Here is a 24,784-nt window from a genome sequence, read left to right as displayed (position 1 = left end):
ACGAACGGTCCGTGACAGCATGGAGGTGCGACAGTACGGTGTCGCCCCCCGTGCGCCACGCCGTCACACAGCTTCTCGCCGCCGTCCTGCTCTCCGCCTGCGTGGCCTCGAAACCCGCGGCGGACAGTCCTCGTGCCTCCGCGACCGGGCCGGCCGTCGTGTCTTCATCCGAGGCCACGCCAGCCGCACAGGACGGCGAAGCGGGCGCTACCGACGCGGACGCTTCGGCTCCTGGACCGGAGACCTTGGGCACGCCCAGCGCGTCGTCTGGCGCGACCGGCAGCGCACCTGCGACCGCGCCCGACGGCCACGAGGCCCCGTCACCAGGCACGGAGTCACCGCCGCTCGAGGACCCGCTGGCGCAGGGGATTCCCACGCCGGGAGACCTCAAGCGCCTGGACTTCCGTGGGGGTGAGCCTCGCGTACCCGTGCGCCTGATGGAGGGCCGGAACGAGGTCACCTTCTCTCCGCGAGGCCGGATGCGCCTGCGCTTCGGAGGGCCCGACGAGAAGATGCTCGACGCCGCCGCGGGCACGCGCTGGACGGTCCGGGTGACGCAGGGGAGCCCGGCGGTGCTGTCCGCGCGCGTGCAACTGGCTGAGTTCCGCATGGCTGACCGCGCGGGACTCCAGGTGGCGCTGGAGTCATGGCGTAAGAAGGGGCTCGCGGTCCGGGCCCAGGTCCTGGGCTCCGTCTACGGCATCGCCGGCAAGGTCATCGACAACCGGCGCACGCTGCTGCTGCTGGATGAGGTCCTCACGCCCGAGGCCGCCGGCCACAAGCAGGCGGAGCTGCTGCGCAGCCACGGCGTCCAGACGACGCTCTTTGAAGAGGTGCGCACGCCCTCCAAGGCCATCCTGGAGGTGCGCGACGAGGCGGGCGTCGTCGTGGGCATGGCCCAGGACCGGCTGGACGCGGAGACGCCCGACGGCGCGGGCTTCGACGTGCGCCAGGTCGAATACGGCGTGGGCTACGACTTCCACGGCTTCGAGGACCGCACCTTCCGGGGCGCGCTCCAGCTCGTCGTGGACCGTTCGGGCCGACTGGCGGTGGTGAACGTCGTTCCCCTGGAGGACCTGCTCAAGGGCCTGGTCCCCGCGGAGATCTTCGCCCGCGCCCACTCGGAGGCGCTCAAGGCCCAGGCCGTCACCGCGCGCGGCGAGGTGCTGGCGAAGGTGGGCATCAAGCACCTGGCGGACCCCTACCTCCTGTGCTCGGAGCAACACTGCGCCGTCTACCGGGGCCGCACCGGTGAGGCCGCCAGCACCACCACCGCGGTGGAGGCCACCCGGGGCGAGGGCCTCTTCAGCGAGGACGGCCGCCTGGTGGACTCCGTCTACAGCGCCGTCTGCGGCGGCCACACCGAGGACAACGACGTGGTGTGGGGCGGGCCTCCGGACCCCAGCCTTCGTGGCCGCCCGGACGTCATCGGCCCCGTGGGTGCCCATCCCCTGCCCGCCAGCCTGGAGCGCTGGCTGACGACCGCCAACCTCCCGGCCGCCTGCCGGCTGTCCAGCTTCGCGCAGCCCAGCAAGTTCCGGTGGGAGAAGCGCTTCACGGCCGAGCAGGTGGACACCCGCCTGAAGCGGCTGGGCGTGGGGCGCATCCAGGCGCTGGCGTTGACGGACCGGGGCGTCTCCGGCCGCGCGGCCGTGCTGACGGTGTCCGGCGACAAGGGGGCCACCCAGGTGCGCGGCGAGCTCAACATCCGCCGCCTGTTCGGCATGCTCAACAGCAGCATGGCGGTGGTGGAGGCCGAGCGGGACGCAGAGGGCCGGCTCACCGGCTGGCTTTTCCGTGGCGGGGGCTGGGGGCACGGCGTAGGAATGTGCCAGACGGGCGCCATTGGCCGGGCGGAGGCCGGGCAGCGCTACCAGGACATCCTCCGTCACTACTTCAACGGTGCCGAGGTGGCCCCCATCTATTGAGGCTGGGAGGGGTTATCCTTCAAACCCGTGCGCGGCCCGCGAATCGACCCGACCTTTCACCTGTTCAGCCGCGAACGCGACGGGACTAGTCCGCCCGTTCGGAGGTTTATCATCCCGCCGTGAGCACGGGTTCTCCAACAAGCTGGCGCCGCCGGAGGCGGCAGGGGTCGTCCGCGGGGCGTTTCGCCGCGGCGATTGCGCTCGCCCTGCTCCTCCATGCCGTCTACGTGGGAACCCTGCTGCTGACGAGTTCACTCCAGGGCGACGAGAAGGCACGCAAGCCGGTGACGCGGCCCACCTCCGTGGCCGTACGGCCGCTCACCGCCGACCAATGGGCGCAGAACCGCGGCAAGGCCTCCCCCCAGACGAAGTCCCAGGCCTCGGAGCGCCCCAAGGCCCAGGACAAGAAGCCGGAGGAGAAGAAGCCCGACGAGACGCCCAAGGGGCAGGTGGTGGACGTCGCGCCCGGCAACGACGAGGTGGACCCGAACGCGAAGTACCTCGCGGAGAGCAACAACCGCGTGGACAAGGAGACGCGCGCTCGGGAGCAGACGCCCTTCTACCGGAACGCCATGCCCCAGCGGACGGCACCGCAGAATCAAGAAGGTCAGAATACGGACGCGCAGACGCCGCCGCGCACGGCCGGAAACAACGGCCTGGGCAACGACGAGCGGCCCGTGTCCCAGGGGGGCCAGAAGCCCGCCTTCGAGCTTCCCGACGCCCGAAAGAAGAACGAGGTGGCGATGAAGACGGACCCGACGTCGCCGGGTCCGGGCATGACGGTGAACAACCAGAACGAGAGCGACGAGGTGGTGGGCAACTCCAAGCGCCTCAACATCCAGCCCGGCACCGGCGGCGAGGAAGCCGGCTCCACGGGCCGCGCGGGCGCGCCGGGGCTGGCGTCGCTGACGCCGTCGCGCGCCGTCATGGACAAGGTCCTGGGCGCCGCGCCCAATGACCACCTGCAGGACGCGGAGGAAGGCGATGGCACCCTCCTCAACACGCGTGAGTGGAAGTACGCCAGCTTCTTCAACCGCGTGAAGCAGAGCGTGGGCATGCACTGGAACCCCAACGAGCAGCTGCGCCGGAGAGACCCCACCGGCGGCATCTACACGGGGAGGGACCGGTACACGCTGCTGCAAATCACGCTCGACGAGCGCGGCCAGGTGACGGACATCCAGGTGGAGAAGAGCAGCGGGCTCGACTTCCTCGACTTCGAGGCAGTCTCGTCCTTCAAACGCGCGCAGCCCTTCCCCAACCCGCCGCCCGGCCTGCTGTCGGACGACGCCAAGGTGAAGTTCCAGTTCGGCTTTTTCATGGAGATGGGCGGCGGCCCGAAGATGCGGCTCTTCCGCCAGCCCAACTGAGCACGTACTGAAGTACCGTGCGGCCCCGTGGAAGCAACGACGCTCACCGACAGAAATCTCGCGCAGCAGGAGCGGAACCGGAAGGTCCGCAGGGTGCTGCTGGGCATCCTCGTGGCCAACTGGGTGGTAGCCAGCGCCAAGCTGATTTTCGGAATGCTCAGCCAGTCCGCGGCCGTGACGGCGGACGGGCTGCACTCGTTCATCGACGGCGGCTCCAACGTGCTGGGGCTGGTGGCCATGGGCGTGGCGTCACGCCCAGCGGACGAGGACCACCCCTACGGCCACGGCAAGTTCGAGGCGCTCGCGTCGCTGGGCATTGGCGCGATGATTGGCGTGGGCATGCTGGAGCTGGGGCGCATGGCGCTCGACTCCGTGCTCAACGACAAGCATCCGCAGGTGACGGGCACCATGGCGGCCGTCATGGCCTTCACCCTGGTGGTGAACATGGTGGTGACGCGGGTGGAGCGGTACTACGGGCGCAAGTACAAGAGTTCCCTGCTGCTGGCGGACGCGAGCCACACGATGTCCGACGTCTACGTCACCCTCGCGGTGCTGGGCTCCCTGCTGCTGGTGTGGCTGGGCTACCCGCGCGCGGATGGGCTGATTGCGCTGGCCGTGATGGTGTTCGTGGCCTGGGTGGCCTACGGCATCGTCCGGCAGGCGGTGGGCATCCTCTCCGACACGGCGCGCCTGGACCCAGACGAGGTGAAACGGCACACGCTGGCGGTGCCGGGCGTGCGCTCCTGCAGTGACGTGCGCAGCCGCGGCATGGAGGAGAGCGTCTACGTGGACCTCAAAATCGAGGTGGACCCGCAGCTCACCACCGCGCAGGCCCATGAGGTAGCGGACCGCGTGGAGCGCACGCTGCATGATGCCTATCCCCAGGTGGTGGACGTGGTGGTCCACGTAGAGCCGGACCGCGCCGCGCTGGCCACACCCGCGTAAAGACAAAGGCCGCCTCCCCGACAAGGGAGACGGCCCATGGCATCACCTGATGCGCGGGGTGCGTCAGGCCGTGGCGGCCTTCGGCTCCGGCGTCATGTAGTCCTCGATGGGCGGGCACGAGCAGACCAGCTTGCGGTCACCGAGCACGCTGTTGAGCCGGCCCACGGAGGGCCAGAACTTGTTGTCGCGGACCCACGGCGTGGGGAACACGGCCTGCTCGCGCGAGTAGGGACGGTTCCACTCCGGCGCGGCGACGACGCGCGCGGTGTGCGGGGCGTGCTTGAGGACGTTGTTGTCCTTGGGCATGCGGCCCTCCTCGATGTCCCGAATCTCCTGACGGATGGCGATCATCGCGTCGCAGAAACGGTCCAGCTCCGCCTTGGACTCGCTCTCCGTCGGTTCAATCATGAGCGTGCCCGCCACCGGGAAGGACACGGTGGGCGCGTGGAAGCCGTAGTCCATGAGCCGCTTGGCCACGTCCTCCACCTCCACGCCCGCCGTCTTCTTGAGCGGGCGCAGGTCGACGATGCACTCGTGCGCCACCTTGCCGCGCTTGCCCCGGTACAGCACCGGGTAGTGGGCGTTGAGCCGCTCAGCGACGTAGTTGGCGTTGAGGATGGCCAGCTTGGTGGCCTGGGTGAGGCCCTCGCCGCCCATCATCGCGATGTACATCCAGGAGATGAGCAGGATGCTCGCGCTGCCCCACGGCGCCGCGGAGATGGCGCCAATGGCCTCCGAGCCGCCCGTCTGGATGACGGGGTGCCCCGGCAGGAACTTCACCAGGTGGCTGGCCACGCAGATGGGGCCCATGCCCGGGCCGCCGCCGCCGTGCGGGATGCAGAACGTCTTGTGCAGATTGATGTGGCACACGTCCGCGCCCACCAGCCCGGGCGAGGTGAGGCCCACCTGCGCGTTGAGGTTCGCGCCGTCCATGTACACCTGGCCGCCGCGCTCGTGGACGATGGCGCAGATTTCGCGAATCTCCTCCTCGAACACGCCGTGGGTGGACGGGTACGTCACCATCAGCGCGGCGAGCGCGTCCTTGTGCGCCTCCGCCTTCGCGCGCAGGTCATCCAGGTCGATGTTGCCGTTCTCATCGCACCGGGTGACGACGACCTTGTAGCCGGCCATCACCGCCGAAGCCGGGTTGGTGCCGTGCGCGGAGGACGGAATCAAGCACACGTCCCGGTGCCCCTGGCCGCGGCTCTGGTGGTACGCGCGGATGACGAGCAGGCCCGCGTACTCACCCTGGCTTCCGGCGTTGGGCTGGAGCGAACAACCCGCGAAGCCCGTCACCTGCGTGAGCATCTGCTCCAGTTGCTCGAAGATGACCTTGTAGCCAGCCGCCTGCGAGGTGGGCGCGAACGGGTGCAGCCGACCGAACTGGGGCCACGTCACCGGAATCATCTCCGCGGTGGCGTTGAGCTTCATGGTGCAGCTGCCCAGCGGAATCATCGAGTGCGTGAGGGACAGGTCCTTCGCCTCGAGCCGCCGGATGTAGCGCAGCATCTCCGTCTCGGAGTGGTAGCTGTTGAAGACGGGGTGCGTGAGGTACGCGCTCGAGCGGCGCAGCGCCTGCGCCACGGTGCTCTCCACGCCGATCCCCACCAGGTCCGCCAACACCGGCGCGGAGGACTTGCCAGTGCCGGTGGCGAAGGCCGCCAGGATGTCCTCCACGTCCGCGGGCCGCGTCGTCTCGTCCAGGGACACGCCCAGCGTCTTCTCGTCAATGCGGCGGAAGTTCATCCGCGCCGCCTCGGCGGCCCCCAGCACCGCGCGCACGTGCGGCGCCGTCAGCTCCACGCGCAGCGTGTCGAAGTACTGGTCGTGCTTCAGCTTGAGGCCCAGCTTCGCCAGCCCGCGCGCCAGCAGCACCGTCAGGCCGTGCACGCGCTCGGCGATGGCCTTCAGCCCGGAGGGGCCATGGTAGACGGCGTACATGCTGGCGATGACGGCCAGCAGCACCTGCGCGGTGCAGATGTTGCTCGTCGCCTTCTCGCGGCGGATGTGCTGCTCACGCGTCTGGAGCGCCATGCGCAACGCGCGGCGTCCCTGCGCGTCCTCGGACACGCCGATGATGCGGCCGGGCATGACGCGGGTGTAGGCGTTCTTCGTGGCGAAGTAGCCTGCGTGCGGGCCGCCGTAGCCCATGGGAACGCCGAAGCGCTGGGCGCTGCCCACCGCCACGTCCGCGCCGAACTCACCCGGCGGCGTCAGCAGCGTCAGGCTGAGCAGGTCCGCGGCCACCACGAACAGGCCGCCCGCGGCGTGCACCTGCTCGCCGAAGGCGCGGTAGTCATGCACCGCGCCGTCGGTGGTCGGGTACTGCACCAGCGCGCCCACGAACTTCTTTGAGCTCAAGTCCACCGTGCGGTGGTCACCCACCACCACCTCCACGCCCAGCGGCTGGGCGCGGGTGCGCACCACGTCCACCGTCTGCGGGTGGCAGCCTTCGGAGACGAAGAAGGCCGCGCCGGCCTCCTCGCCCTTCTGGTGCATGGCCAGGGCCATGGCCATGGCCTCGGCGGCGGCGGTGCCTTCATCCAGCAGCGAGGCGTTGGCCACCTCCAGCCCCGTCAGGTCCATGACCAGCGTCTGGAAGTTGAGCAGCGCCTCCAGCCGGCCCTGCGCAATCTCCGCCTGGTAGGGCGTGTACTGGGTGTACCAGCCCGGGTTCTGGAAGACGTTGCGGAGGATGACGTTCGGCGTGTGCGTGTCGTGGTAGCCCATGCCGATGAAGGACCGGAACACCTGGTTCTTCGCGGCGATGGACTCCAAGGCCGCCAGCAGTTCGTGCTCGCCGCGCGCGGTCGCGAGCTTCAGCGGCTCCTTGGCGCGGATGGCGGGCGGGACGGCCTGGTCGATGAAGGCATCGAGCGAGTCCACGCCCAGCGCGGACAACAGCTGCTTCAGCTCGGTGTCATCCGGACCATTGTGACGGCCGGCAAACGGCTCCTGATACTTCCAGTTCAAGGACATGGCTTTGTAGCTCGCGGGCGAGTCGTGCGTCGAGAAGTCGAGGACCGTCTCTAACAACCAGTCCCCGTCCCTTCACTCTCAGCTGTTCTGGACCAGGGCGGTGTACGCGGCGGCGTCCAGGAGTCCGTCCACCTGCTTGGGGTCCGAGGGCTCGATTTCCACAATCCAGCCCTCACCGTAGGGGTCCGTGTTCACGGTGGAGGGGTTGTCCGACAGCCCGTCGTTCACCTTCACCACCTTGCCCGTCAGCGGCGAGTACAGCTCCGACACCGCCTTGGTGGACTCGATGACGCCGAACTGCTTGCCCTCCGTCACCATGGAGCCCACCTTGGGCAGCTCCACGTAGACCACGTCGCCCAGGGACTCCTGCGCGTGCTGCGTGACGCCCACCACCACCGAGGTGCCCTGGACGCGGGCCCACTCGTGCTCACGGGTGTACTTCAGGTCGCCGGGGATGTTGTCGGCCATGTCATTGCTCCTGGTTGGAACGGGAATGCTTCAGGGCTTCTTGTAGAACGGGGTCTTCACCACCACGGCGGGCACCGCGCGACCGCGGATGTCCACGTCGAAGGTGGAGCCCTCCGCGGACAGCTCGGTGGGCACGTAGCCGATGCCAATGGCCTTCTTCACGGTGGGGCCCATGGTGCCGCTGGTCACCTCCCCCACCGGCGCGCCGTCCTTGAGGATGGCGTAGCCGTGGCGCGGAATGCCGCTGCCGGTCAGCTCGAAGCCCACCAGCTTGCGCTTCACGCCCGCGGCCTTCTGCGCCACCAGCGCTTCCTTGCCGATGAAGGCCGCCTTGTCGAGCTTGACGATCCACCCCAGCCCGGCCTCCAGCGCGGTGTGCTGGTCGTCGATGTCGTTGCCGTAGAGCGCGTACTTCATCTCCGTGCGGAGGCTGTCACGGGCGCCCAGGCCACACGGCTTCACGCCGTCCTGCTGGCCTTCGGTGAGCAGCGCGTCCCACAGCGCCACCGCGTCCCCGGCCGCGCTGTACAGCTCGAAGCCGTCCTCGCCGGTGTAGCCGGTGCGGGAGATGAGGCACTTCACCCCGGCGACCTCGCCCTCGGCGAAGCGGTAGGTGCCAATCTTCGACAGGTCCGTCTTCGTCATGCGCTGGACCAGGCCGGTGGCCTTGGGGCCCTGCACGGCAATCTGCGCGTAGTCATCGCTCCGGTCCACGGGTGCCACACCCTTGGCGTGCGCCTTCATCCACGCGACGTCCTTCTCGCGGTTGCTGGAGTTGACGCAGATGAGGATGCGCTCGGGGCTGAAGCGGTAGGCGACCACGTCGTCCACGAAGGTGCCTCGCTCGTCGAGCAAGCCCGCATACAGCGCCTGCCCGTCCGCGATGCGGGTCAGGTCGTTGGAGATGAGCGCGTTGACCGTGTCCAGGGCGCCGGGGCCGGAGAAATCCACCTCCCCCATGTGGGAGACGTCGAACAGGCCGACGCCGGTGCGCACGGCCTCATGCTCGCCGATGACGGAGCTGTACTGGACGGGCATGTCCCAGCCAGCGAAGTCGACCATCCGGGCCCCCAGCTTGCGGTGTGCCGCGTTGAGGGGCGTTTGCCGGGCCATCTTCATTCTCCTGGAGGGGTGTGGAAAACGGCGCGGACTATAGCCGCGAGACTTGCCCGATCAAGGACGACGCGGAGCGTCTACACTGGGGGAGACATGAAGATTCGTAATCGGTTGAATCCTTCTGACCCGTGCTTCTCCTTCGAGTTCTTCCCGCCCCGGACGGACGAGGGCGAGGCCAACCTGCTCAAGGCGCTGGAAGACCTGGCGACCCTGCAGCCGGGGTTCGTCTCCGTGACGGAAGGCGCGGGAGGCAGCACGCGGGCGAAGACGGTGGAGTTGGTGCTGCGCATCAAACAGGAGGCGGGCATCGAGGCGATGGCGCACCTGACATGCGGGGGGCACTCCCCGGCGGAGCTGCGCACCGTGCTGGAGCGCTTGTCGGCCGCGAAGGTGGACAACATCCTGGTGCTGCGCGGAGACCCACCCAAGGGGCAGACAATCTTCGAGCCCGCGCCCGGGGGTTTCCGCTACGCATCGGAGATGGTGCGATTCATCCGAGAAGAGGATTTCAACTTCTGCCTCGGGGGAGCGTGCTATCCGGAGGGCCACGTGGAGACGCCCTCCCGTGACGACGACCTGCGTCATCTCAAGGCCAAGGTGGATGCCGGCCTGGACTTCGTGGTGACGCAGCTCTTCTTCGACAACGCGTTCTACTTCGACTTCGTGGAGCGGGCGCGCCGCGCGGGCATCAACGTCCCCATCGTCCCCGGCATCATGCCCATCACCAACTACGAGCAGATTCAACGATTCACGCGCCTGTGCGGAGCCACCGTGCCCATGCGCCTGGCGTTGCAGCTCGAGCGGGTGAAGGACAACCCGGAGGCCATGGCCCAACTCGGCGTGGCCCATGCGACGGTGCAGTGCATGGAGCTGCTGTCGCGCGGCGTGCCTGGCATCCATTTCTACACGCTCAACAAGTCCCCGGCGACGCGGATGATCGTGAGCGCACTGCGAGCCCGTTCATGAGTGGTCCTGGAATCCAACTGCCCCCAAGCGACCCGCGTAGCAAGGTCCTCAACATCATCCGTCCGCCCGCCTTCTTCCTGCTGTGCGTGGGCGTGCTGAACGTCATCTACAACATCGCCGGTTTCGTGCTGGCGGCGCTGAAGGTGACCTCGCCCTTCGTCCCCGCGGGCGCGGAGGCGTCCACGCTGGAGCTTTCGCCCACGCTGGCGCTGATGCTGCTGGTGGGCATCCTCTGCGGGGTGCTTTCCGCCTGGGGCGCCATCAGCGCGCTCAACCTGAAGGGCTACGGACTTGCCACGGTGGGCGGCATCACCGCGCTCTACATCCTGTCTCCCGGCTGCGTCATTGGCGTGCCGGTGGCGGTGTGGATGCTCTTCACCTTGCGTCGCGACGGGGTTCGCGAAGCCTTCCAGGCCTGAGCGTTCAAAACGCGGCGGTTGGAGCGTCGGCCAACCGCCGTGAATTGATGTTCAGGTCACACCGCCCGCGGCCACGCCGCCTGGCATCTGGAGCCCGGCGCTCCCTCTGACGCAGCCCCCACTCTGTTCACCAATGGCGCTCCCCCTGCCCCGGGGTTGCAGCGGTGCGGGCTTTCACACTTTCTCGGTTTCCCTCACTTTCGTAGCCACACACGGAGGGGCGCGCACGTCGAGTGCCGCCTCCCAGCGCAGGGGTGGCCATGATTGCGTTTGAGGTCGAGCGGGAAACGCCTGAACCTTTGACGGAGCTGGCTCGGCGGCTGAGCCGCGCGGAGGAGAAGGACCGCGCCCGGGGCATGTTCTTCCTGGGGGCGCTGGACGTGGTCCGGAAGGAAGCGGGGGAGGCCGCCGCGGCGCGGTGCCTGGCGGCCTCGCGCGAGCGCGCCTTCGTGCCCTTCTTCCTGTACCCCATCACCAGCTTCCTGCGGCTGTCCTTCAGCGCCGCGGGGTTGCTGGCGCCGCGGCTGGGCGGCTTCGAGGCGGCCATGCAGACCATTGGCGCCCGGTCCGCACAGGACTTCCTGAGCACCGTGGTGGGGCGCAGCTTCCTGGCATTGTCCGGTGGCTGCCCGCGCCGGCTCGTCAGCAACCTGCCGTCCGGCTACAGCACCGCCGTCAGCTACGGCGAACGGGACGTGGCGTGGATGGGCGAGCGCCAGGGCCGCCTCACCATGTTCCGCGACTTCATGCCGCACAGCTACCACGAGGGCGTGCTCCGCGCGGCGCTGGCCGCCATTGGCGCCCGCGACACGTACATCCGCGGGCGTGCCACGGGCCTGCTGGATGGCGAGTACGAGGTGTCCTGGTGCTAGAGGGCGACCTCGGCGGCGGGGCAACCCGCCGGGAGGCAGAGGGTGAAGACGCTGCCCTCCCCTTCCCGGCTCTCCACGCGCAGGGTGCCGCCGTGCTGCCGCACCGTGCTGGCCACCACCGACAATCCCAGGCCCGTGCCCGCGGGCTTCGTCGTGAAGAGCGGCTCGAAGATGCGCTCCTGCATCGCCTCCGGGATGCCCGTTCCGTTGTCGGACACGCGGATGATGAAGGCGCCGCCATTGCCGCCTTCCGCGAACACGTCCACCCGGCCCAGACGGCCCGCGGGCATGGCCTCCACCGCGTTCTGCACCAGGTTGATGAGCACCTTGCGCAGCAGCTCCCGGTCCACCCAGGGCGACTCCAGCGATAGGGGGACGCTGTTCTGGATGCGCACGCCTTCGCGGCTCGGCACCACGTCCAGCACCTCCTCCATCAACGCGTGCAGCGAGCAGGGCCGCAGCTCCAGCGGACGCTCGCGGGCGAAGTCCAGCAGCTCGGAGGAGATGCGTGAACACACCGCCAGCTCGCGCTCGATGATCTCCAGGAAGCGCTGGAGCCGCTGGTCCGCCAGCGTCACGTCCAGCTTGCGCAGGTGACGGACGACCACGGCGTTGGCGGTGCGGGCCGCGGCCAGCGGGTTGCGCAGCTCGTGGCTCACCGTCGCCGTCATCCGCCCCACCGCCGCCAGCTTCTCCACCCTCGCGGCCTGCTCACGGTAGGAGCTCATCTCCCGGCGCACGCGCGCCAGCGCATGCTCATGGTCCACGCGCTCGTTCGCGTACGCACCCTCCAGCAACACCTGCTGCACCGCCACGCGCCGCATCTCCCCCAGCGTCTCGCGGCACGCAATCACCAGCACCCCGTTGACGAACACCATCCAGAAGGAGTGTTCCAGGAAGCGCCACCACGCGGGATTCGACACGCCGAAGATGGACTCCGGCCACCAGATGCCGCGCAGGCAGTGCTCCAGCACCGCCGTGACGGTGGCGGTCGCCATCACCGCCGGGTCCCGGTAGAAGGCCAGGAAGGCCAGCGAGCCGAACACATAGAAGTGCGTTTCGATGCGGCCACCCGTCAGGTGGATGAAGAGCGCGGCCCAGAGCATCTGCGCTACCGCCACCACGTGCCGCGTGACGACGTCCCCGGCCCGCAGCCGAACCAGCACCAGCGGGAAGGCGGACAGCAGGCCGCCCAGCACCACCGCCACCTGCAGATGGGGATGCACCACCCGCGACGTCCCCTGCCAGGCGAAGGGCGACAGCACCGCCGCCACCGCGATGGCGACCAGCCACTGCCCCACCATCAGCGCGGCGAAGCGAGAGTCCACCCGCCGTCGCACGGCCTCCAGGTGCTCGCCGAGCAGTGCTTCCACCCGCACCTCCAGCGCGTCGACCCCACGTGTGAGCACCATGTTGCCGGAAGTCTCCGTTGACACGGTACCCTCCGTCCGCACGTTCTCCCCGCGTGTATGACCGAATCGCCCCCGAAGCACAGGCGCGCCCACATCCTGGTCAATCATTGCGTGACTCACCCCGGCCATACCGGCCCCCCCGGATGAGTCGCCATCCTAACCCCTTACACACTCCTGGCAATCCAAACTTGTCGGAATAAGCAGACTGTTCCAACAGAAACATGCAACTTGCCCTTGGGGCTCGTTGATGACGGTGTGAAACACACCGTCACCCGCTCGTTCCATCGACAGGGATTGAACAAGCGTCGCAGAACCGAGGCATGTGTCAGGGGGTGGTCATGGTGACCCGCATCCGTTGCTCCGGAGGGGCCAGCAACACGCACACGGGCTGACACCGGGCGGGCATGGGCGGGCCCGCGTCCGACCCCTGGAGCTCCGAGGTCGGCGCGGCGCTCACACAGACCAGGTCGCTGCCCGGCACGACATTCGCGAAACGTGCGGGCTCGCGCAGGGTCAACGTCTGCACCTGTGCGGGGCGACGCCGCGTCAAACTCAACGCACGACGCACTTGAGCAGCTTCTGCAACATGGGATGTAACAACTCGCCCCCGCGCAACGACTCACGCCAACGCGCGGGGATGCCATTCACGCCGTGGATGAGCCCGGCGATACCTCCCGCCACCGCCGCGGTGGTGTCGGTATCCCGGCCCAGGCGCACCGCGGCCTTCACCACCTGCTCGTACGTGCCGTGCTCGAGCACGCACTGGCGCGCGGAGCGGAGACAATCCACCACGTAGCCCGTGCCCGTGCCTCGAATCTCCTCCCAGCCCGGCGGCAGGACATGCGCGTCCAGTTCGGTGCGCGCCTCGAAGCCTTCGGGATACAGATTGCGGAACGTCTCCACCGCGTCCGTCCATGCATCCGAAGCACGTGCGCCCAGGAGGATGCGGCGGGCCCACAAGCAATACAGCGCACAGCACACCTGGGAGCGCATGTGTCCATGCGTGACGCGAGACTGGGTCATCGCGTCCGAGGCGAGCTTCGCGTCATTGCCTGAATGCCAGAGCGCCAATGGCAGCACGCGCATCAACGAGCCATTGCCGTTGTCTCGTTCGTCCTTGGGGCCGGCCATCAGCGCGGGCGTCCCCGCGTGGACCGAGGCCAGTGCCGTGCGTGTCTGGATGCCCACGTCGAACACCTGGCCATCCACCGCGAGGTAGCCCCACTCCAGCCAGTTCACCAGGCGGCGGCCCAGGTCTTCCGGGTCCAATCGCCCATGGAAGAGCAACGAGTCCAGCAGGCACAGCGCATGCGCGCCATCGTCGGACCAGGTCCCCGGCGGGACCCCGCCATGCGCGCGCTGGAAGCCCTCGGGCGGCTGGAAGTCGATGTCCTCGGGTGGTGGAATCCGCTCGGGTGCGTGGAACTCGTAGGGCACGCCCAACGCATCCCCCACCAGCAATCCGTAGATTCCCCCGGCGATCTGCTCCTCGCGACTCGGCATGGTGTTGCCTCCCCCACGGTGACGCGAAACACGCTAGGACAACGCCCGGGCGCGCGTACAGCGGACGCACGCCGCTGAACGGTGGGGGCCCTGACTGTCGCGACAAAATTGCGCCTTCAGGCCCCGCCATGCAGGCTTCCACGGGAACCGGGCCATGCCGAGCCCCCACGTCCAGGAGCCCCCATGTCCGCCGTCTCGCCCCTTGCCCAACCCGAGGCCTGGAACCTGGTGGCGCCGGAGTACGTGCGCGAGCTGATGCCCACCTTCGAGACGTTCTCCAAGGATGCCCTGCTCCGGGCCGGCGTCGCGCAAGGGACGCGTGTCGTGGACGTCGCCACGGGGCCGGGCACGCTCGCGCTGCTCGCCGCGCGTGACGGCGCCCGCGTCACCGCGGTGGATTTCTCCCCGGAGATGATCGCCGCCCTGCGCGCCCGGACCGCGGAGGCGAAGCTCGACATCGACATCCTGGAGGGTGACGGCATGGCGCTGCCCTTCGAGGCGAGCGCTTTCGACGCCGCCTTCTCCATGTTCGGCCTGATGTTCTTCCCGGACCGGGCACGAGGCTTCCAGGAGCTTCACCGGGTCCTGAAGCCGGGCGGCCGGGCTGTCGTGTCCAGTTGGACGCCCTTCGAGCGCTCGAAAGAGCTGCGCGCCGTGTACACGCGCCTCTGGGAGCAGATGGGCGCGAAGCCCTCACAGCCGGGCGCCATCCCCCTGTCCGCCCCCGACACCTGTCAGCGGGAGATGTCCAGCGCGGGCTTCACCCACGTCACGGTGAACGAGGTGGAAGGCGCCATCGACTACCCATCCACGGCGGCCATGGTGGATGCCACCACCCGCTCCAGCGCGCCCGTCATGCTGGCGCGCAGGGCGCTGGGCGCGCAGTGGGAGCCGCTGCTCTGGTCCATGCACGAGTACGCGCAGGCGGAGCTGGGGCCGGGGCCCCAGCGCGTCACCCTCACGGCCTACCTGACGACAGGCACCAGGCCGTAGCGGACGGCCGCGTCGAGCGTGTTGCGCATCAGCATGGCGATGGTCATGGGCCCCACGCCACCGGGCACGGGGGTGATGAACGACGCGCGTTCGGCGGCAGCCGCGAACTCCACGTCGCCCACGAGCTTGCCGTCCGGCTTGCGATTCATCCCCACGTCAATCACCACCGCGCCGGGCTTGATCCACGCGCCCTTCACCAGCTCGGCCACGCCCACCGCCACGACCAGGATGTCCGCGCCCTCCACTTCCCGGTGCAGGTCGCTCTTGCTGTGGCAGACGGTCACCGTGGCGTTCTTCTGGAGCAGCATCAGCGCCATGGGCTTGCCCACGATGTTGCTGCGCCCCACCACCACCGCCCGCTTGCCCGCGGGGTCGCAGCCAATCTCCTCCAGCAGCCGCATCACCCCGTAGGGCGTGCACGCCCGGGTGGTGGACCGGCCCAGCAGCAGGTTGCCGGCGTTGAGCGGGTGGAAGCCGTCCACGTCCTTCTCAGGCTTCACGGCGGAGATGATGGCGTCCGGGTCGATGTGCCTGGGCAACGGCAGCTGGACCAGGATGCCGTGCACCGCCGGGTCCGCGTTGAGCTGGTGGATGACCTCCAGCAGCGCCGCCTGGGTGATGCCCTCGTCCGGGTGGAGCTCCCAGGAGCGGAAGCCCACCTCCTCCGCGGCCTTCTTCTTCCCATTGACGTAGACCTTGGAGGCGGGGTCCTCCCCCACGCGCACCACGGCCAGCCCCGGCGTCAGGCCATGCTCGAGCTTGAGCCGGTCGACCTCCGCCTTGACCTCCGCTCGCACGCGCGCCGCAACTGCCTTGCCATCAATCAACTGGGCGTTCACCCGTGCCACTCTATGCGAAACTCTCCCGCAGGAAAGGGAGCGGGACGTCGGCCATGGGCGCAGGAACAGTGCTGGGAGCAATGCTGGGGTTGATGGCGGGGCTGCTCGTGGGCAGCCCCTGGGCCATTGTCCTGCTGCTCATCGCGGGCGGCTTCGCGGGGCGCTACTACGACGCCCAGAACGCCCTGCCGCCCGAAGACCCGGAGGCGCTGTCCGGCTTCTCGCACGCCCCCTACGCGTCCGCCCATGACGCCACGTCGGAGGCGGCGCTCGTGCCTCGCGAGGAGGAGCCCTACGAGCAGTTCGCCAGTGACTTGTGCGCCGTGTTCGTCGAGGTGGCCCACGCGGATGGCGAGGTCCGCCGCGACGAGGTGCGCGTGGTGCGGCGCTACTTCCAGACGACCCTGGGCTACGGCCCCGAGGCCCTGGAGGTCGTCCGGAGCCACCTCAAGGTCTTCCTGGCCCACCCGCCCGACCTGGACGCGGCCGTCAGCGCCTGCCATGCCCAGCTCCCCTCGGCCGAGCGGCGCCGGCTGCTGGACACGCTCTACGAGCTGGCGCTGGCCGACGGAGGAATGCAGCGCTCCGAACGGGAGGTCCTGCGCCGCGTCGCCGAGGGCCTGGGCATCTCCGAGGCGGACGAGCAGGCCATCATCGCCCAGCACCTGGGCGCCGGGGATGAACACTACGCCGCGCTGGGCCTGACGCCGGATGCCACCGACGTCGAGGTGAAGCGCGCCTTCCGGCAGCTCGCCGCGGAGCACCACCCCGACAAATCCGCCCACCTCGGCCGTCAGGCCGCCGAGCAGGCCGCCCGTCGCTTCCAGCAGATCCGCGACGCCTACGAAGAGATTCGGCGCCTGCGCGGGCTGTAGCGCCGGATTACATCCCTCACAGTCGACCACGACGAGGACGCACTTTCCGCCATGAGTCAGCAGCGCAACGGCCCCAAGAAGAAGGAAGCGGCTTTCAGCAACAACCCCTTCAAGTCCGTCATCCAGGTGATGAAGGACCAGGAGAAGAAGGAGGCGAAGGAGAAGGCCGCGGCGGAGGTGGCGAAGCGCAAGGCCGCGGCGCCCCCGCCCCGGGCCGCGACGGCGCCCAAGGTCCGCGAGGAGGACGATGCCTCCCTCTTCTTCTCCGCCATGGACGGCGTGCAGCAACTCACCCACCGGGGCGAAGCGCCCGCGCCCAACCCGCGCCTGCCCGCAATCATCGATGAAAACGCGGAGGCGCTCGCGCAGCTCTCCGAGCTGGTCGCCGGCCAGGGCGACTTCGACTTCACCGGCACGGACGAGTGCATCGAAGGGGCGAGCCCCGGCATCGACCGGAACCTGCTGCGCGCGCTGCGCCGGGGCGACTTCGCCATCCAGGGACAGCTGGACCTGCACGGGAAGACACAGAGCGAGGCGCGCGACGCGCTGGAGCGCTTCCTGGGTGACAGCCGCCGCGCGAAGATGCGCTGCATGCTCGTCGTGCACGGTCGCGGTTTGAACTCCAAGGACCAGATTCCCGTGCTGAAGGAGCGGCTCAAGGGTTGGCTGTCCGAGAAGCGGATTGGCCGGATGGTGCTGGCGTTCGCCAGCGCACGGCCTCAGGACGGGGGCACCGGCGCGGTGTACGTGCTGCTCCGGCGGTAGTCTTTACGCGAGCCCGGCACTGTGCATACATGCCTCCATGGCACGCGATCTGATCGACCTGCATATCCACGTGGGTGGCGCTGTGGCGCCCCACATCCTCTGGTCCATCGCCCACCAGCAGGGCTTCAAGCTCCCGGTGAAGAACTACTTCGACTTCGTGGAGCTCATCACCTCCCGTCCGGGCAAGGTGGGGAGCCTGGACGACTACCTGAAGATCCTCCACACCTGGACGGAGAAGATCCAGTCGTCCCCCAGCGCGATTGAGCGCTCCGTCTACGAGGTCATCGGCAAGGAGTACCGCGGCAGCCGCGTGACGCAGATGGAGCTGCGCTTCAACCCGATGAAGCGCAACCTGAACTCCGAGCTGGACCTGGACCACATCATCCACGCCGCGCTGCGCGGCATGGACCGCGCGGTGCTGGAGTACGGCGTGAAGATGGGCCTCATCTTCTGCCTGGCCCGCGAGTTCGACCACCGGCTCAACAGCATCATCGTGGACAAGGCCATCAAGTACCGCACGCGCGGCGTGTACGGCATCGACCTGGCCGGCACGGAGACGAACGCCATGGAGCTGAAGCCGGAGGTCGTCACCCAGTACGAAGAGCTCTTCTCACGGGCGCGCCGCGCCGGGCTCAAGTGCACGGTGCACACCGGCGAGACGCGCGGCACCGGCGCCGAGGGGGTCATGGCCGTGGTGGAGAAGCTCCAGCCGCACCGCATCGGCCACGGCATCCGCGCCGCCTACGACGAGCACGCGATGAAGGTGCTGCGCGAGCGAGACATCGTCCTGGAGCTGTGCCCCACGTCCAACCTGCACACCAAGGCCGTGGAGGGCGTGGAGGAGCTGCGCCACATCGTCCGCACCTTCTGGGACCGCAAGGTGAAGTTCACCATCAACACCGACGGCCCCTACCTGCTGGAGACAGACATGCGGCGGGAGATCGACATCATCGAACAGAACGGCATCCTCACGCCCGAGCAGGTGGATCAGACGCTCGCCTGGGCCCGGGAAGCCTCGTTCATCCCCGCGTGAGCCACGCCATGTACGGACTCACCCGCTCGCTCCTCTTCCAGCTCTCCGCGGAGCGCGCGCACCGGCTCGGCATGGCGGGGCTCCACTACCTGGGCCGCTCACGGGACTTGTGCGAGTCCCTGCGCGAGAAGGCCCTGGAGGGCGCCCCGCCCGGCCTGGCCGTCGAGGTGGCCGGCTTGCGCTTCGCCCACCCCGTGGCGCTGGCCGCCGGCCTGGACAAGGACGCGGAGGCGGTGGATGGCCTCTTCGCCTGCGGCTTCTCCGCGGTGGAGATTGGCACCCTCACGCCCAGGCCCCAGCCCGGCAACCCCAGCCCTCGCCTGTTCCGCCTGCCGGAGCACCGCGCGCTCATCAACCGCATGGGCTTCAACAACCACGGCGCCACCCAGGCCGCCGCGCGGCTGCGGATGCAGACGTGGCGTCCGGGACCGCTGGGGGTGAACATCGGCAAGAACAAGGACACGCCGCTGGAGCAGGCGGTGGATGACTACGTGGCCTGCGTGGACGCGCTGGCGCCCCTGGGCGACTACGTGGTGGTCAACGCCTCGTCCCCCAATACGCCGGGCCTGCGCAAGCTCCAGGAGCCCGAACAGTTGGGACAGCTCCTGGGCGCGGTGCAGGAGCGCCTGGCCACCGTGGCCCCGGGCAAGCCGCTGTTCCTCAAGATTGCCCCGGATCTGTCCCCCGAGGCCGTGGACGAGGTGGTGGATGTCGCGCGGGCCCAGAAGCTCGCCGGCCTCATCGCCACCAACACCACCGTGGCCCGGCCCTTCGAGCATCCCCTGGCCAAGGAAGCCGGCGGCCTGTCCGGCGCGCCCGTCCGCGAGCCCGCCAACGCCGTCATCCGCCGCGCCTGGCTGCGCAGCGGGGGCGCGCTGCCCATCATCGGCGTGGGGGGCGTCTTCACCGCCCAGGACGTCTACGAGAAGCTCCGCGCGGGGGCGTCCGTGGTGCAGGTGTACACGGGCTTCATCTACGAGGGCCCGGGCATGGTGGGAAACATCCTCCCCACCCTGGCCACCCTGCTCGCCCGCGACGGCTACAAGCAGGTCCGCGACGTCATCGGCGCCGAGCACCGGAAGCCGGGCGCACCCAGTTGACGCGCCGCGCCAATCCGCGGATAAAAAATGAGCGCTCGCCGGCGCCTTGGAGTTTCACCGGCGAGCGCCCCGGGCCCAGTGCTTGACGGGCCTCGAAAGCTATTGCTGCACGGTGAGCGAGCCGCCGACCGTGCTGACATCCACCGCATGGGTGCCCGAGCCATACGTCTGCTCGCGGCCTCCCAACCTCGCGGGACTGTCGTTGAAACGACCACCGACAGTATTGAATTCCAATTTCACATCCGCCCGGGCCGGCAGCTTCAGCCGGACATCCCCGCCCACCGAGGACACAGAAGTAGCCACGACCTTCCGCGGTGCCAACGCCACGGTGCCGTTCACCGTGCTGACATCCAACCGCTCCTCGGAACCGCTCACTTCCACACGGCCATTGACTGTCGCCAGCGACTGCCGCCCCGTCACGCCCGCCACCGTCACCGGACCACCCACCGTCGCCAAATCCAAACGCGCCCGCCGTGGCACCTTCGCCGTGAACCTCACCGAGGGCCCCCTCCGACGGCAGGACCCCGTTTCTTGTTCACACGGACCGCAACAAACCCGCGCCCGAATGGCACCCTTTTCTTGGACGACTTCCACGCCCACTTCGTTCCGAGAACTCTCCGCGCCTTCCCAAACAACCGTGATTACCACGTCATTCCCGTCTACCGCATCTACGCGCACCGCGCCATCAACATTGCCGATGTGAACTTCAGGCGTACCGTCCGTATTGAAAGTCCACGTCTGGGTGGACGGCGCGGCGGCGAGGATGAGCAGCAAGGGCAGGACCATGTGCGGGCTCCGGAAGGGGTGGGATGCCCCCGTCCCTACGCCCCGGCCCCGCCCTCATTGCGCCCGGTGGAGACGCAGTATCCACACCGCTCTGACATGCCTCAGGCGTCCGCGCCCCGGGCAATCCGCTGATACAGCGCGTCATGGCGCCGGACCATCTTCTCCAGGGAGAGCTCGCGCGCCACGAAGTCCCGCGCCGCACGCCCCATGCTTCTCGCATTCTCGGGATTCGCGAGAAGCTGACGGAAGGCCTGGGCCAGCTGTGCGGGACGCTCGGGGTCCACCACGAGGCCACGTTCGCCATCGCGAACCAGGTCGGTGTTGCCCCCCACGCGCGTCACCACCATGGGAAGCCCCGCGGCCATGCCCTCCATCACCGCGTTGGACATGCCCTCCGCGGAGGAGCAGAGGACGCCGAAGGTCGCCCGGGCGTAGATGGCGGGCACGTCCGTGCGGTGCCGCAGGAAGTGCACGGTATCGGACACGCCCAGCTCACCGGCCAGCCTCTCCAGGCCCGGCCGGCGCGGACCATCACCCACCAGGAAGGCGTGCAGCGTGATGCCGGAGTGGCGCAGCTGGGCCAGCGCGAGCAGCAGGTCCTCCTGCCGCTTCACCGGGTGATTCATGTTGGCCACGTGGACCACCACTGGCGCGGCGCCTGTGTCGGGAAGCGGCCCGCGCAGCCCTTCGCGCCTGCGGGACTCGAAGCGCGGCAAGTCCAGGCCGTTGTGGATGACGGACACGCGAGAGGCCGGCAAGCCCTCCTCGGTGATGAGCTGGTGGCGGATGGCCTCCGCGTTGCCAATCACATGGTCCGCCATGCGGCACAGCCGCGACTGCACCGCGCGCCGCGCCCGCCCCTGCCAGTGCGCCAGGTCCAACCGGCCCACGATGACCTTCGTGCCCGCCAGCTTCGCCGCCGGCACGGCCACCATCGTGGAGTAGAAGTCATGCACGTGCACCAGCTCCACGCGGTTCGCCTTGAGCCAGCGCGCCATGCGGTACACCTGATACGCCGTGTTCGGCTGCACCACGGAGCCCTTGAGCGGGAAGGCCGCGGGCGCGTGGCCCAGCTTCCACACCGCGCCAATCAGCGGCCCCGAATCATCCAGCACGGACACCTGCAACCGGTAGCTCGCGGGCAGTCCCCGCAACAGCTCCAGCACCTGCACCTCAGTCCCCCCAATGTGGAAAGACCGGGTGAACTGAACCAGACGGAGGGGCTCCTGCCCCATCCGCGCCTCCTCACGCCGCATGTCCGGACCCCTCCCACGTCGCCACCACCGGCCCGCTCGGAGCCGGAACCCGTTGCATGTCCGCTGCCTGGGACGCGCGCGCCACCCGGTGCGCCGCCGCCGCCAGACCGAAGAGTACGTAGCAGTGCGCGGACAGGATGTAGCCGGAGAACAAGTCACACACGAGGTAGCCCACGACGGACGCGGACAAGGCTCGCGCCAGCCACCCCACTTCCTTGTCCCGCGACGCCTCGAAGGCGCCGCTCGCGGCACCGCCCGTGAACACCATGAAGAAGAACAAGCCCACCCAGCCCAGCTCGCCGATGACGTCCAGGAAGATGTTGTGGGCCACGTACGCCCGGCGCGCCTCGGGGGGCGCGTACATGGGCCACGCGTAGCGGAAGCCGCCCGCCCCCACGCCCAGCAGCGGCCTGTCCAGGCTGATGCGGCTGGCCACCTGCCACGCGTAGACACGGCCCATGGCGGACGCGTCCTCGTGGAACTCGGCCACCGTCTCGTTGCGCTCCCAGAAGCTCTGGGGCGCGAAGACGAGCAGGCCCATCACGAAGAGCGAGCCCACGACAATGGCCTGGATGCGGCGCTTCTCGCGGATGGCCCACAGCGCCATGGCCGCGGAGAGACCGATGAAGCCGCCGCGCGAGTGCGAGACGACGATGGCCGCCACCGCCAGGATGGCCGCCGTCAGACACGCCAGACGCCACAGCCAGCCGCTTCCCTTGCGGGCCACGAAGGCCACCGCCAGCGGCACCACCAGCGCCAGGTTCATGGCCATGTGGTTCGGGTCCGCGTAGACGCCCACCCAGCGCGCGCGGAAGCCTTCCACCAGGTCCTCGCCCACCAGGTACCAGTTGATGGCGCCAATGGACGTCACCACCGACGCCAGCACCATGGCCCCGCACACCACCGCCAGCCGGCGGCGGGTGGTGATGACGTTGACGAAGGTGATGTAGATGGCCGTCAGCTTCAGCAGTTCGATGCCCGTGGTGGTCGTCACCTCCGGAATCACGGACCAGCCGACGGACGCGACCGCCAGCGTGGAGAAGGCGATCAGCGCCAGACCGCGCGAGCCGTCCACGTACAGCGGCTCCGCCCGCCCCAGCCGGCGTATCACCATGAGTCCCGCCGCCAGCCCCGACGTCACCAACGCGAGGCGCAGCGGCGCGAGCGCCGGAATCCACTCACCCGGCACCGCGTACATGACCGCCGCGAAAGCGGTCAGCGCATAGAAGGCCCACACGTCACGGCGCTGCCCCTGCTCTCCCAGCACCATTCACTCCACCTCCCGGCAGTTGCGTCGCGCACCAATACGCGTGCCTGGGCGAAAGCAGAGGACATGCCAGGGGCCCCGTCGGGCAAAGCCCTGAATCTTCTAGAACGGGGCGGCCTCGCCAGACGTGCGGGCCGCCCCGGACTGAAATTCCTACGGGACGGGGCTGCTCTCCATCGGAAGAACCGCCGAGGCCATCGGCTCCAGCCGCCCGTCCTGGAGCCAGGGCGTGCCCAGCTCCTCCAACAGCCGCGACAGGGTCAGCGTCACCAGACGGCGCAGCTCCGCATGCGCCTCCGGCGCCACCGCCGGCTCCAGGCCCTTCTGGGCGCGCTCGGCCGCGGAGGCGCGCAGGCGCGGCGCTCCCGGGGCGCCTTCAAAGAGGCGCTGGCCCAGCTCCACCACCCGCCCCAGCGGCACGGGGCGCGCCTCCGCGCGCTCCTCCAGCACCGCCATGGCCACCACCGCGGCCAGGAGGCGCTCCAGACCCAGCGTCTCCAGGGGCACGCCGAAGCGGGCCAGGGCCTCGCGCGCCGAGTCGTCGGTGCCACCCAGCACCCCGCGGAACACCTGCACCTGGGCCTCCGCGCGGGCCAGCAACGCCTCGGTGGCGGCCAGCTCGCGCCGGGAGCGGAACGGCACCGGCTCCGCGCCTTCCACGCGCAGCGCCCGGCGGGGTCGCTTCTGGCGCAGCGCGGAGATGGCGGCCGCCTCCTCCGGAAGCACCATCAGCACGCCCTCCACCAGGGCGCCCGGCGCCTTGGCCAGCCGGTCCGCGCGGAACTTGAGCTGGAGCGTGAGCGAGAAGCCCGTCTGGAAGATGCGCCGCAGCGGCGTGTCGCGCAGCACGTCCGTGGCGCGCTCCGGGTCCGCGCCCGTCAGGTGCTCGAGCGCCAGGGACAGGTAGTCGCGCACCGTCTCGCTCGCGCGGCGGATGGCGTCCAAATCCCCCGGGTCCGCCAGGTCCGCCACCAGCGCGGCGCTGGCCACCTCGCGCAGCTCGTCCTCCGCGTTCACCGCCTCCACCATCGTCAGGCCGCGGAAGGCCGCCTCCAGGTAGTCCACATGGCCCGTGGTGGGCGCCAGCCCTGGACGCGCGGCGGACATGGGCGCGGGCGCCACGTCCACACGGCTGAACAGGGACACCGCCTCCTCCAGCGACGGGAAGCCCATGTCCTGGAGTCGGCCGCGGCGGAACTGGTACGCCGTCTCCTCCAGCTCGCTGGGAATCTCCCAGCGCACGGCCTCCAGCAGGCGCACGGCCTCGAAGGGGTTCTCCGCGATGAGGTCGTTGAGGAGCGAGCGGACGGCGGACATCTCCACGCCCTCCACCTTGATTTCGACGAGGTAACGCCCCTCCGGGGTCTCCATCGTCACGCCCGGCGGGTTGACGTCCGGGTTCTCTTCCAGGTCGTGCACCTCGATGAACTCGCGCAGGAGGATTTCGAGCACCTCCAGGTCCAGCGCGTGCAGCTTGCGAAGGAACTCCCCCGTGTCCTCCACCCCGCCCCGCGCGGCGCGCAGCCAGGTGAGGACGGCGTGCGAGTCCAGCGCGTCCCGCCGCCAGCCGGCCAGGTCCACGAAGGCGCGGAACTGGCCGGGCGAGGCGAGCTGCACCAGCTCCGTCGAGTCCGCGAGCCCCAGCTCCTGGATGGTGACGTAGAGGTCCTCGGCGGGCATCGAGCGCACCAGCGCGCGGGCCTCCGCGACATCCAGGAGGGCGTCCACCCGCTGACGCGGGGACAGCCTCATCAACCGCTGACGCAGCTCCCGGGGAGCCAGCTGCGTGTCGCTTCCATTTCCCTTGCCGTTTTCGGACACGGCGCGGTCCCTACCACAGCGCCCCCCGGCCCGGGAGCAGAACCCCACCGGGAGCGGCGGCTACCGGATGATGC

At 69.3% G+C, this 24,784-nt stretch carries 22 protein-coding genes; 11 read left to right on the top strand and 11 right to left on the bottom strand.

The features are described from left to right. Positions 1-11: 11 nt before the first annotated feature. From HNV26_RS16550 to HNV26_RS16540, 3 genes are all read left to right on the top strand, one after another. Entirely contained in the window at positions 12-1,928 is a 1,917-nt protein-coding gene (locus HNV26_RS16550; RefSeq protein ID WP_171442253.1) for a SpoIID/LytB domain-containing protein, read from the top strand. 119 nt (positions 1,929-2,047) lie between these two features. After that, the gene (locus HNV26_RS16545; RefSeq protein WP_171442252.1) at positions 2,048-3,295 is read left to right on the top strand and encodes a TonB family protein; all 1,248 of its coding nucleotides are present in this window, start codon (positions 2,048-2,050) and stop codon (positions 3,293-3,295) included. Positions 3,296-3,322: 27 nt separating this feature from the next. Beyond that, complete coding sequence (locus HNV26_RS16540; RefSeq protein WP_171442251.1) at positions 3,323-4,240, top strand: cation diffusion facilitator family transporter; 918 nt, start codon at positions 3,323-3,325, stop codon at positions 4,238-4,240. A gap of 63 nt (positions 4,241-4,303) precedes the next feature. On the opposite strand, the gene gcvP is transcribed toward HNV26_RS16540, so the two are convergent. From gcvP to gcvT, 3 genes are all read right to left on the bottom strand, one after another. Then, positions 4,304-7,219, bottom strand: coding sequence for an aminomethyl-transferring glycine dehydrogenase (gcvP, locus tag HNV26_RS16535; RefSeq protein WP_171442250.1), 2,916 nt, complete (start codon positions 7,217-7,219; stop codon positions 4,304-4,306). A gap of 78 nt (positions 7,220-7,297) precedes the next feature. Beyond that, positions 7,298-7,687: a glycine cleavage system protein GcvH gene (gene gcvH, locus HNV26_RS16530; protein WP_171442249.1), complete on the bottom strand. Its 390-nt coding sequence runs from the start codon at positions 7,685-7,687 to the stop codon at positions 7,298-7,300. 30 nt (positions 7,688-7,717) lie between these two features. Next, on the bottom strand, positions 7,718-8,800 hold the full coding sequence (gcvT, locus tag HNV26_RS16525; RefSeq protein ID WP_171442248.1) for a glycine cleavage system aminomethyltransferase GcvT: 1,083 nt from the start codon (positions 8,798-8,800) through the stop codon (positions 7,718-7,720). 96 nt (positions 8,801-8,896) lie between these two features. Between gcvT and metF the strand changes: the two genes are divergently transcribed. The 3 genes from metF (at position 8,897) to HNV26_RS16510 (ending at position 11,060) form a co-directional block, all read left to right on the top strand. Next, positions 8,897-9,769: a methylenetetrahydrofolate reductase [NAD(P)H] gene (gene metF / locus HNV26_RS16520; protein ID WP_171442247.1), complete on the top strand. Its 873-nt coding sequence runs from the start codon at positions 8,897-8,899 to the stop codon at positions 9,767-9,769. Beyond that, positions 9,766-10,188, top strand: a complete 423-nt coding sequence (locus tag HNV26_RS16515) for a hypothetical protein (RefSeq protein ID WP_140862291.1) — start codon at positions 9,766-9,768, stop codon at positions 10,186-10,188. The genes metF and HNV26_RS16515 overlap by 4 nt, the downstream gene beginning before the upstream one ends. Before the next feature lie 260 nt (positions 10,189-10,448). Then, entirely contained in the window at positions 10,449-11,060 is a 612-nt protein-coding gene (locus HNV26_RS16510; RefSeq protein ID WP_216612400.1) for a DUF2378 family protein, read from the top strand. Here HNV26_RS16510 and HNV26_RS16505 read toward each other — a convergent pair. The 3 genes from HNV26_RS16505 to HNV26_RS16500 form a co-directional block, all read right to left on the bottom strand. After that, positions 11,057-12,580: a sensor histidine kinase gene (locus tag HNV26_RS16505; protein WP_171442245.1), complete on the bottom strand. Its 1,524-nt coding sequence runs from the start codon at positions 12,578-12,580 to the stop codon at positions 11,057-11,059. The genes HNV26_RS16510 and HNV26_RS16505 overlap by 4 nt on opposite strands. 217 nt (positions 12,581-12,797) lie before the next feature. Next, complete coding sequence (locus HNV26_RS37910; RefSeq protein ID WP_253816668.1) at positions 12,798-13,028, bottom strand: hypothetical protein; 231 nt, start codon at positions 13,026-13,028, stop codon at positions 12,798-12,800. Further along, a complete protein-coding gene (locus tag HNV26_RS16500; RefSeq protein WP_171442244.1) occupies positions 13,025-13,975 on the bottom strand; it encodes an ADP-ribosylglycohydrolase family protein in 951 nt (316 codons plus the stop codon). Before HNV26_RS16500 ends, HNV26_RS37910 begins: the two co-directional genes overlap by 4 nt. A gap of 183 nt (positions 13,976-14,158) precedes the next feature. Between HNV26_RS16500 and HNV26_RS16495 the strand changes: the two genes are divergently transcribed. Then, complete coding sequence (locus tag HNV26_RS16495; protein ID WP_171442243.1) at positions 14,159-14,968, top strand: class I SAM-dependent methyltransferase; 810 nt, start codon at positions 14,159-14,161, stop codon at positions 14,966-14,968. Here HNV26_RS16495 and folD read toward each other — a convergent pair. Then, on the bottom strand, positions 14,941-15,807 hold the full coding sequence (gene folD, locus HNV26_RS16490) for a bifunctional methylenetetrahydrofolate dehydrogenase/methenyltetrahydrofolate cyclohydrolase FolD (protein ID WP_171442267.1): 867 nt from the start codon (positions 15,805-15,807) through the stop codon (positions 14,941-14,943). The genes HNV26_RS16495 and folD overlap by 28 nt on opposite strands. A 53-nt stretch (positions 15,808-15,860) precedes the next feature. On the opposite strand from folD, the gene HNV26_RS16485 reads away from it, so the two are divergent. From HNV26_RS16485 to HNV26_RS16470, 4 genes are read left to right on the top strand one after another with little or no spacing between them, the layout of a single operon-like run. Continuing rightward, entirely contained in the window at positions 15,861-16,682 is an 822-nt protein-coding gene (locus HNV26_RS16485; protein WP_171442242.1) for a TerB family tellurite resistance protein, read from the top strand. 51 nt (positions 16,683-16,733) lie between these two features. Next, a complete protein-coding gene (locus HNV26_RS16480; RefSeq protein WP_171442241.1) occupies positions 16,734-17,447 on the top strand; it encodes a Smr/MutS family protein in 714 nt (237 codons plus the stop codon). Between the two features lie 37 nt (positions 17,448-17,484). After that, the gene (locus HNV26_RS16475; protein WP_140790716.1) at positions 17,485-18,480 is read left to right on the top strand and encodes an amidohydrolase family protein; all 996 of its coding nucleotides are present in this window, start codon (positions 17,485-17,487) and stop codon (positions 18,478-18,480) included. 8 nt (positions 18,481-18,488) lie between these two features. Next, complete coding sequence (locus HNV26_RS16470) at positions 18,489-19,580, top strand: quinone-dependent dihydroorotate dehydrogenase (RefSeq protein WP_171442266.1); 1,092 nt, start codon at positions 18,489-18,491, stop codon at positions 19,578-19,580. Between the two features lie 99 nt (positions 19,581-19,679). On the opposite strand, the gene HNV26_RS38430 is transcribed toward HNV26_RS16470, so the two are convergent. The 4 genes from HNV26_RS38430 to HNV26_RS16450 all read right to left on the bottom strand — a co-directional run bounded on the left by HNV26_RS38430 (position 19,680) and on the right by HNV26_RS16450 (position 24,758). After that, a complete protein-coding gene (locus tag HNV26_RS38430; protein ID WP_253816667.1) occupies positions 19,680-20,366 on the bottom strand; it encodes a DUF4097 family beta strand repeat-containing protein in 687 nt (228 codons plus the stop codon). A 101-nt stretch (positions 20,367-20,467) separates the two neighbouring features. Next, complete coding sequence (exoK, locus tag HNV26_RS16460; protein ID WP_171442240.1) at positions 20,468-21,622, bottom strand: spore coat polysaccharide biosynthesis glycosyltransferase ExoK; 1,155 nt, start codon at positions 21,620-21,622, stop codon at positions 20,468-20,470. Then, positions 21,612-22,892 (bottom strand): spore coat polysaccharide polymerase ExoJ, encoded by a 1,281-nt coding sequence (gene exoJ / locus HNV26_RS16455; RefSeq protein WP_171442239.1) that lies wholly within the window; start codon positions 22,890-22,892, stop codon positions 21,612-21,614. Before exoJ ends, exoK begins: the two co-directional genes overlap by 11 nt. A gap of 150 nt (positions 22,893-23,042) precedes the next feature. After that, on the bottom strand, positions 23,043-24,758 hold the full coding sequence (locus tag HNV26_RS16450; RefSeq protein WP_171442238.1) for a DUF6178 family protein: 1,716 nt from the start codon (positions 24,756-24,758) through the stop codon (positions 23,043-23,045). Between the last annotated feature and the right edge of the window lie 26 nt (positions 24,759-24,784).

Origin of the sequence: Myxococcus xanthus (assembly GCF_013116825.1) — a bacterium.
Classification (GTDB): domain Bacteria; phylum Myxococcota; class Myxococcia; order Myxococcales; family Myxococcaceae; genus Myxococcus; species Myxococcus xanthus_B.
The sequence above is the reverse complement of the archived record's forward strand: the minus strand, read 5'-3'. Positions and strand labels throughout refer to the sequence as shown.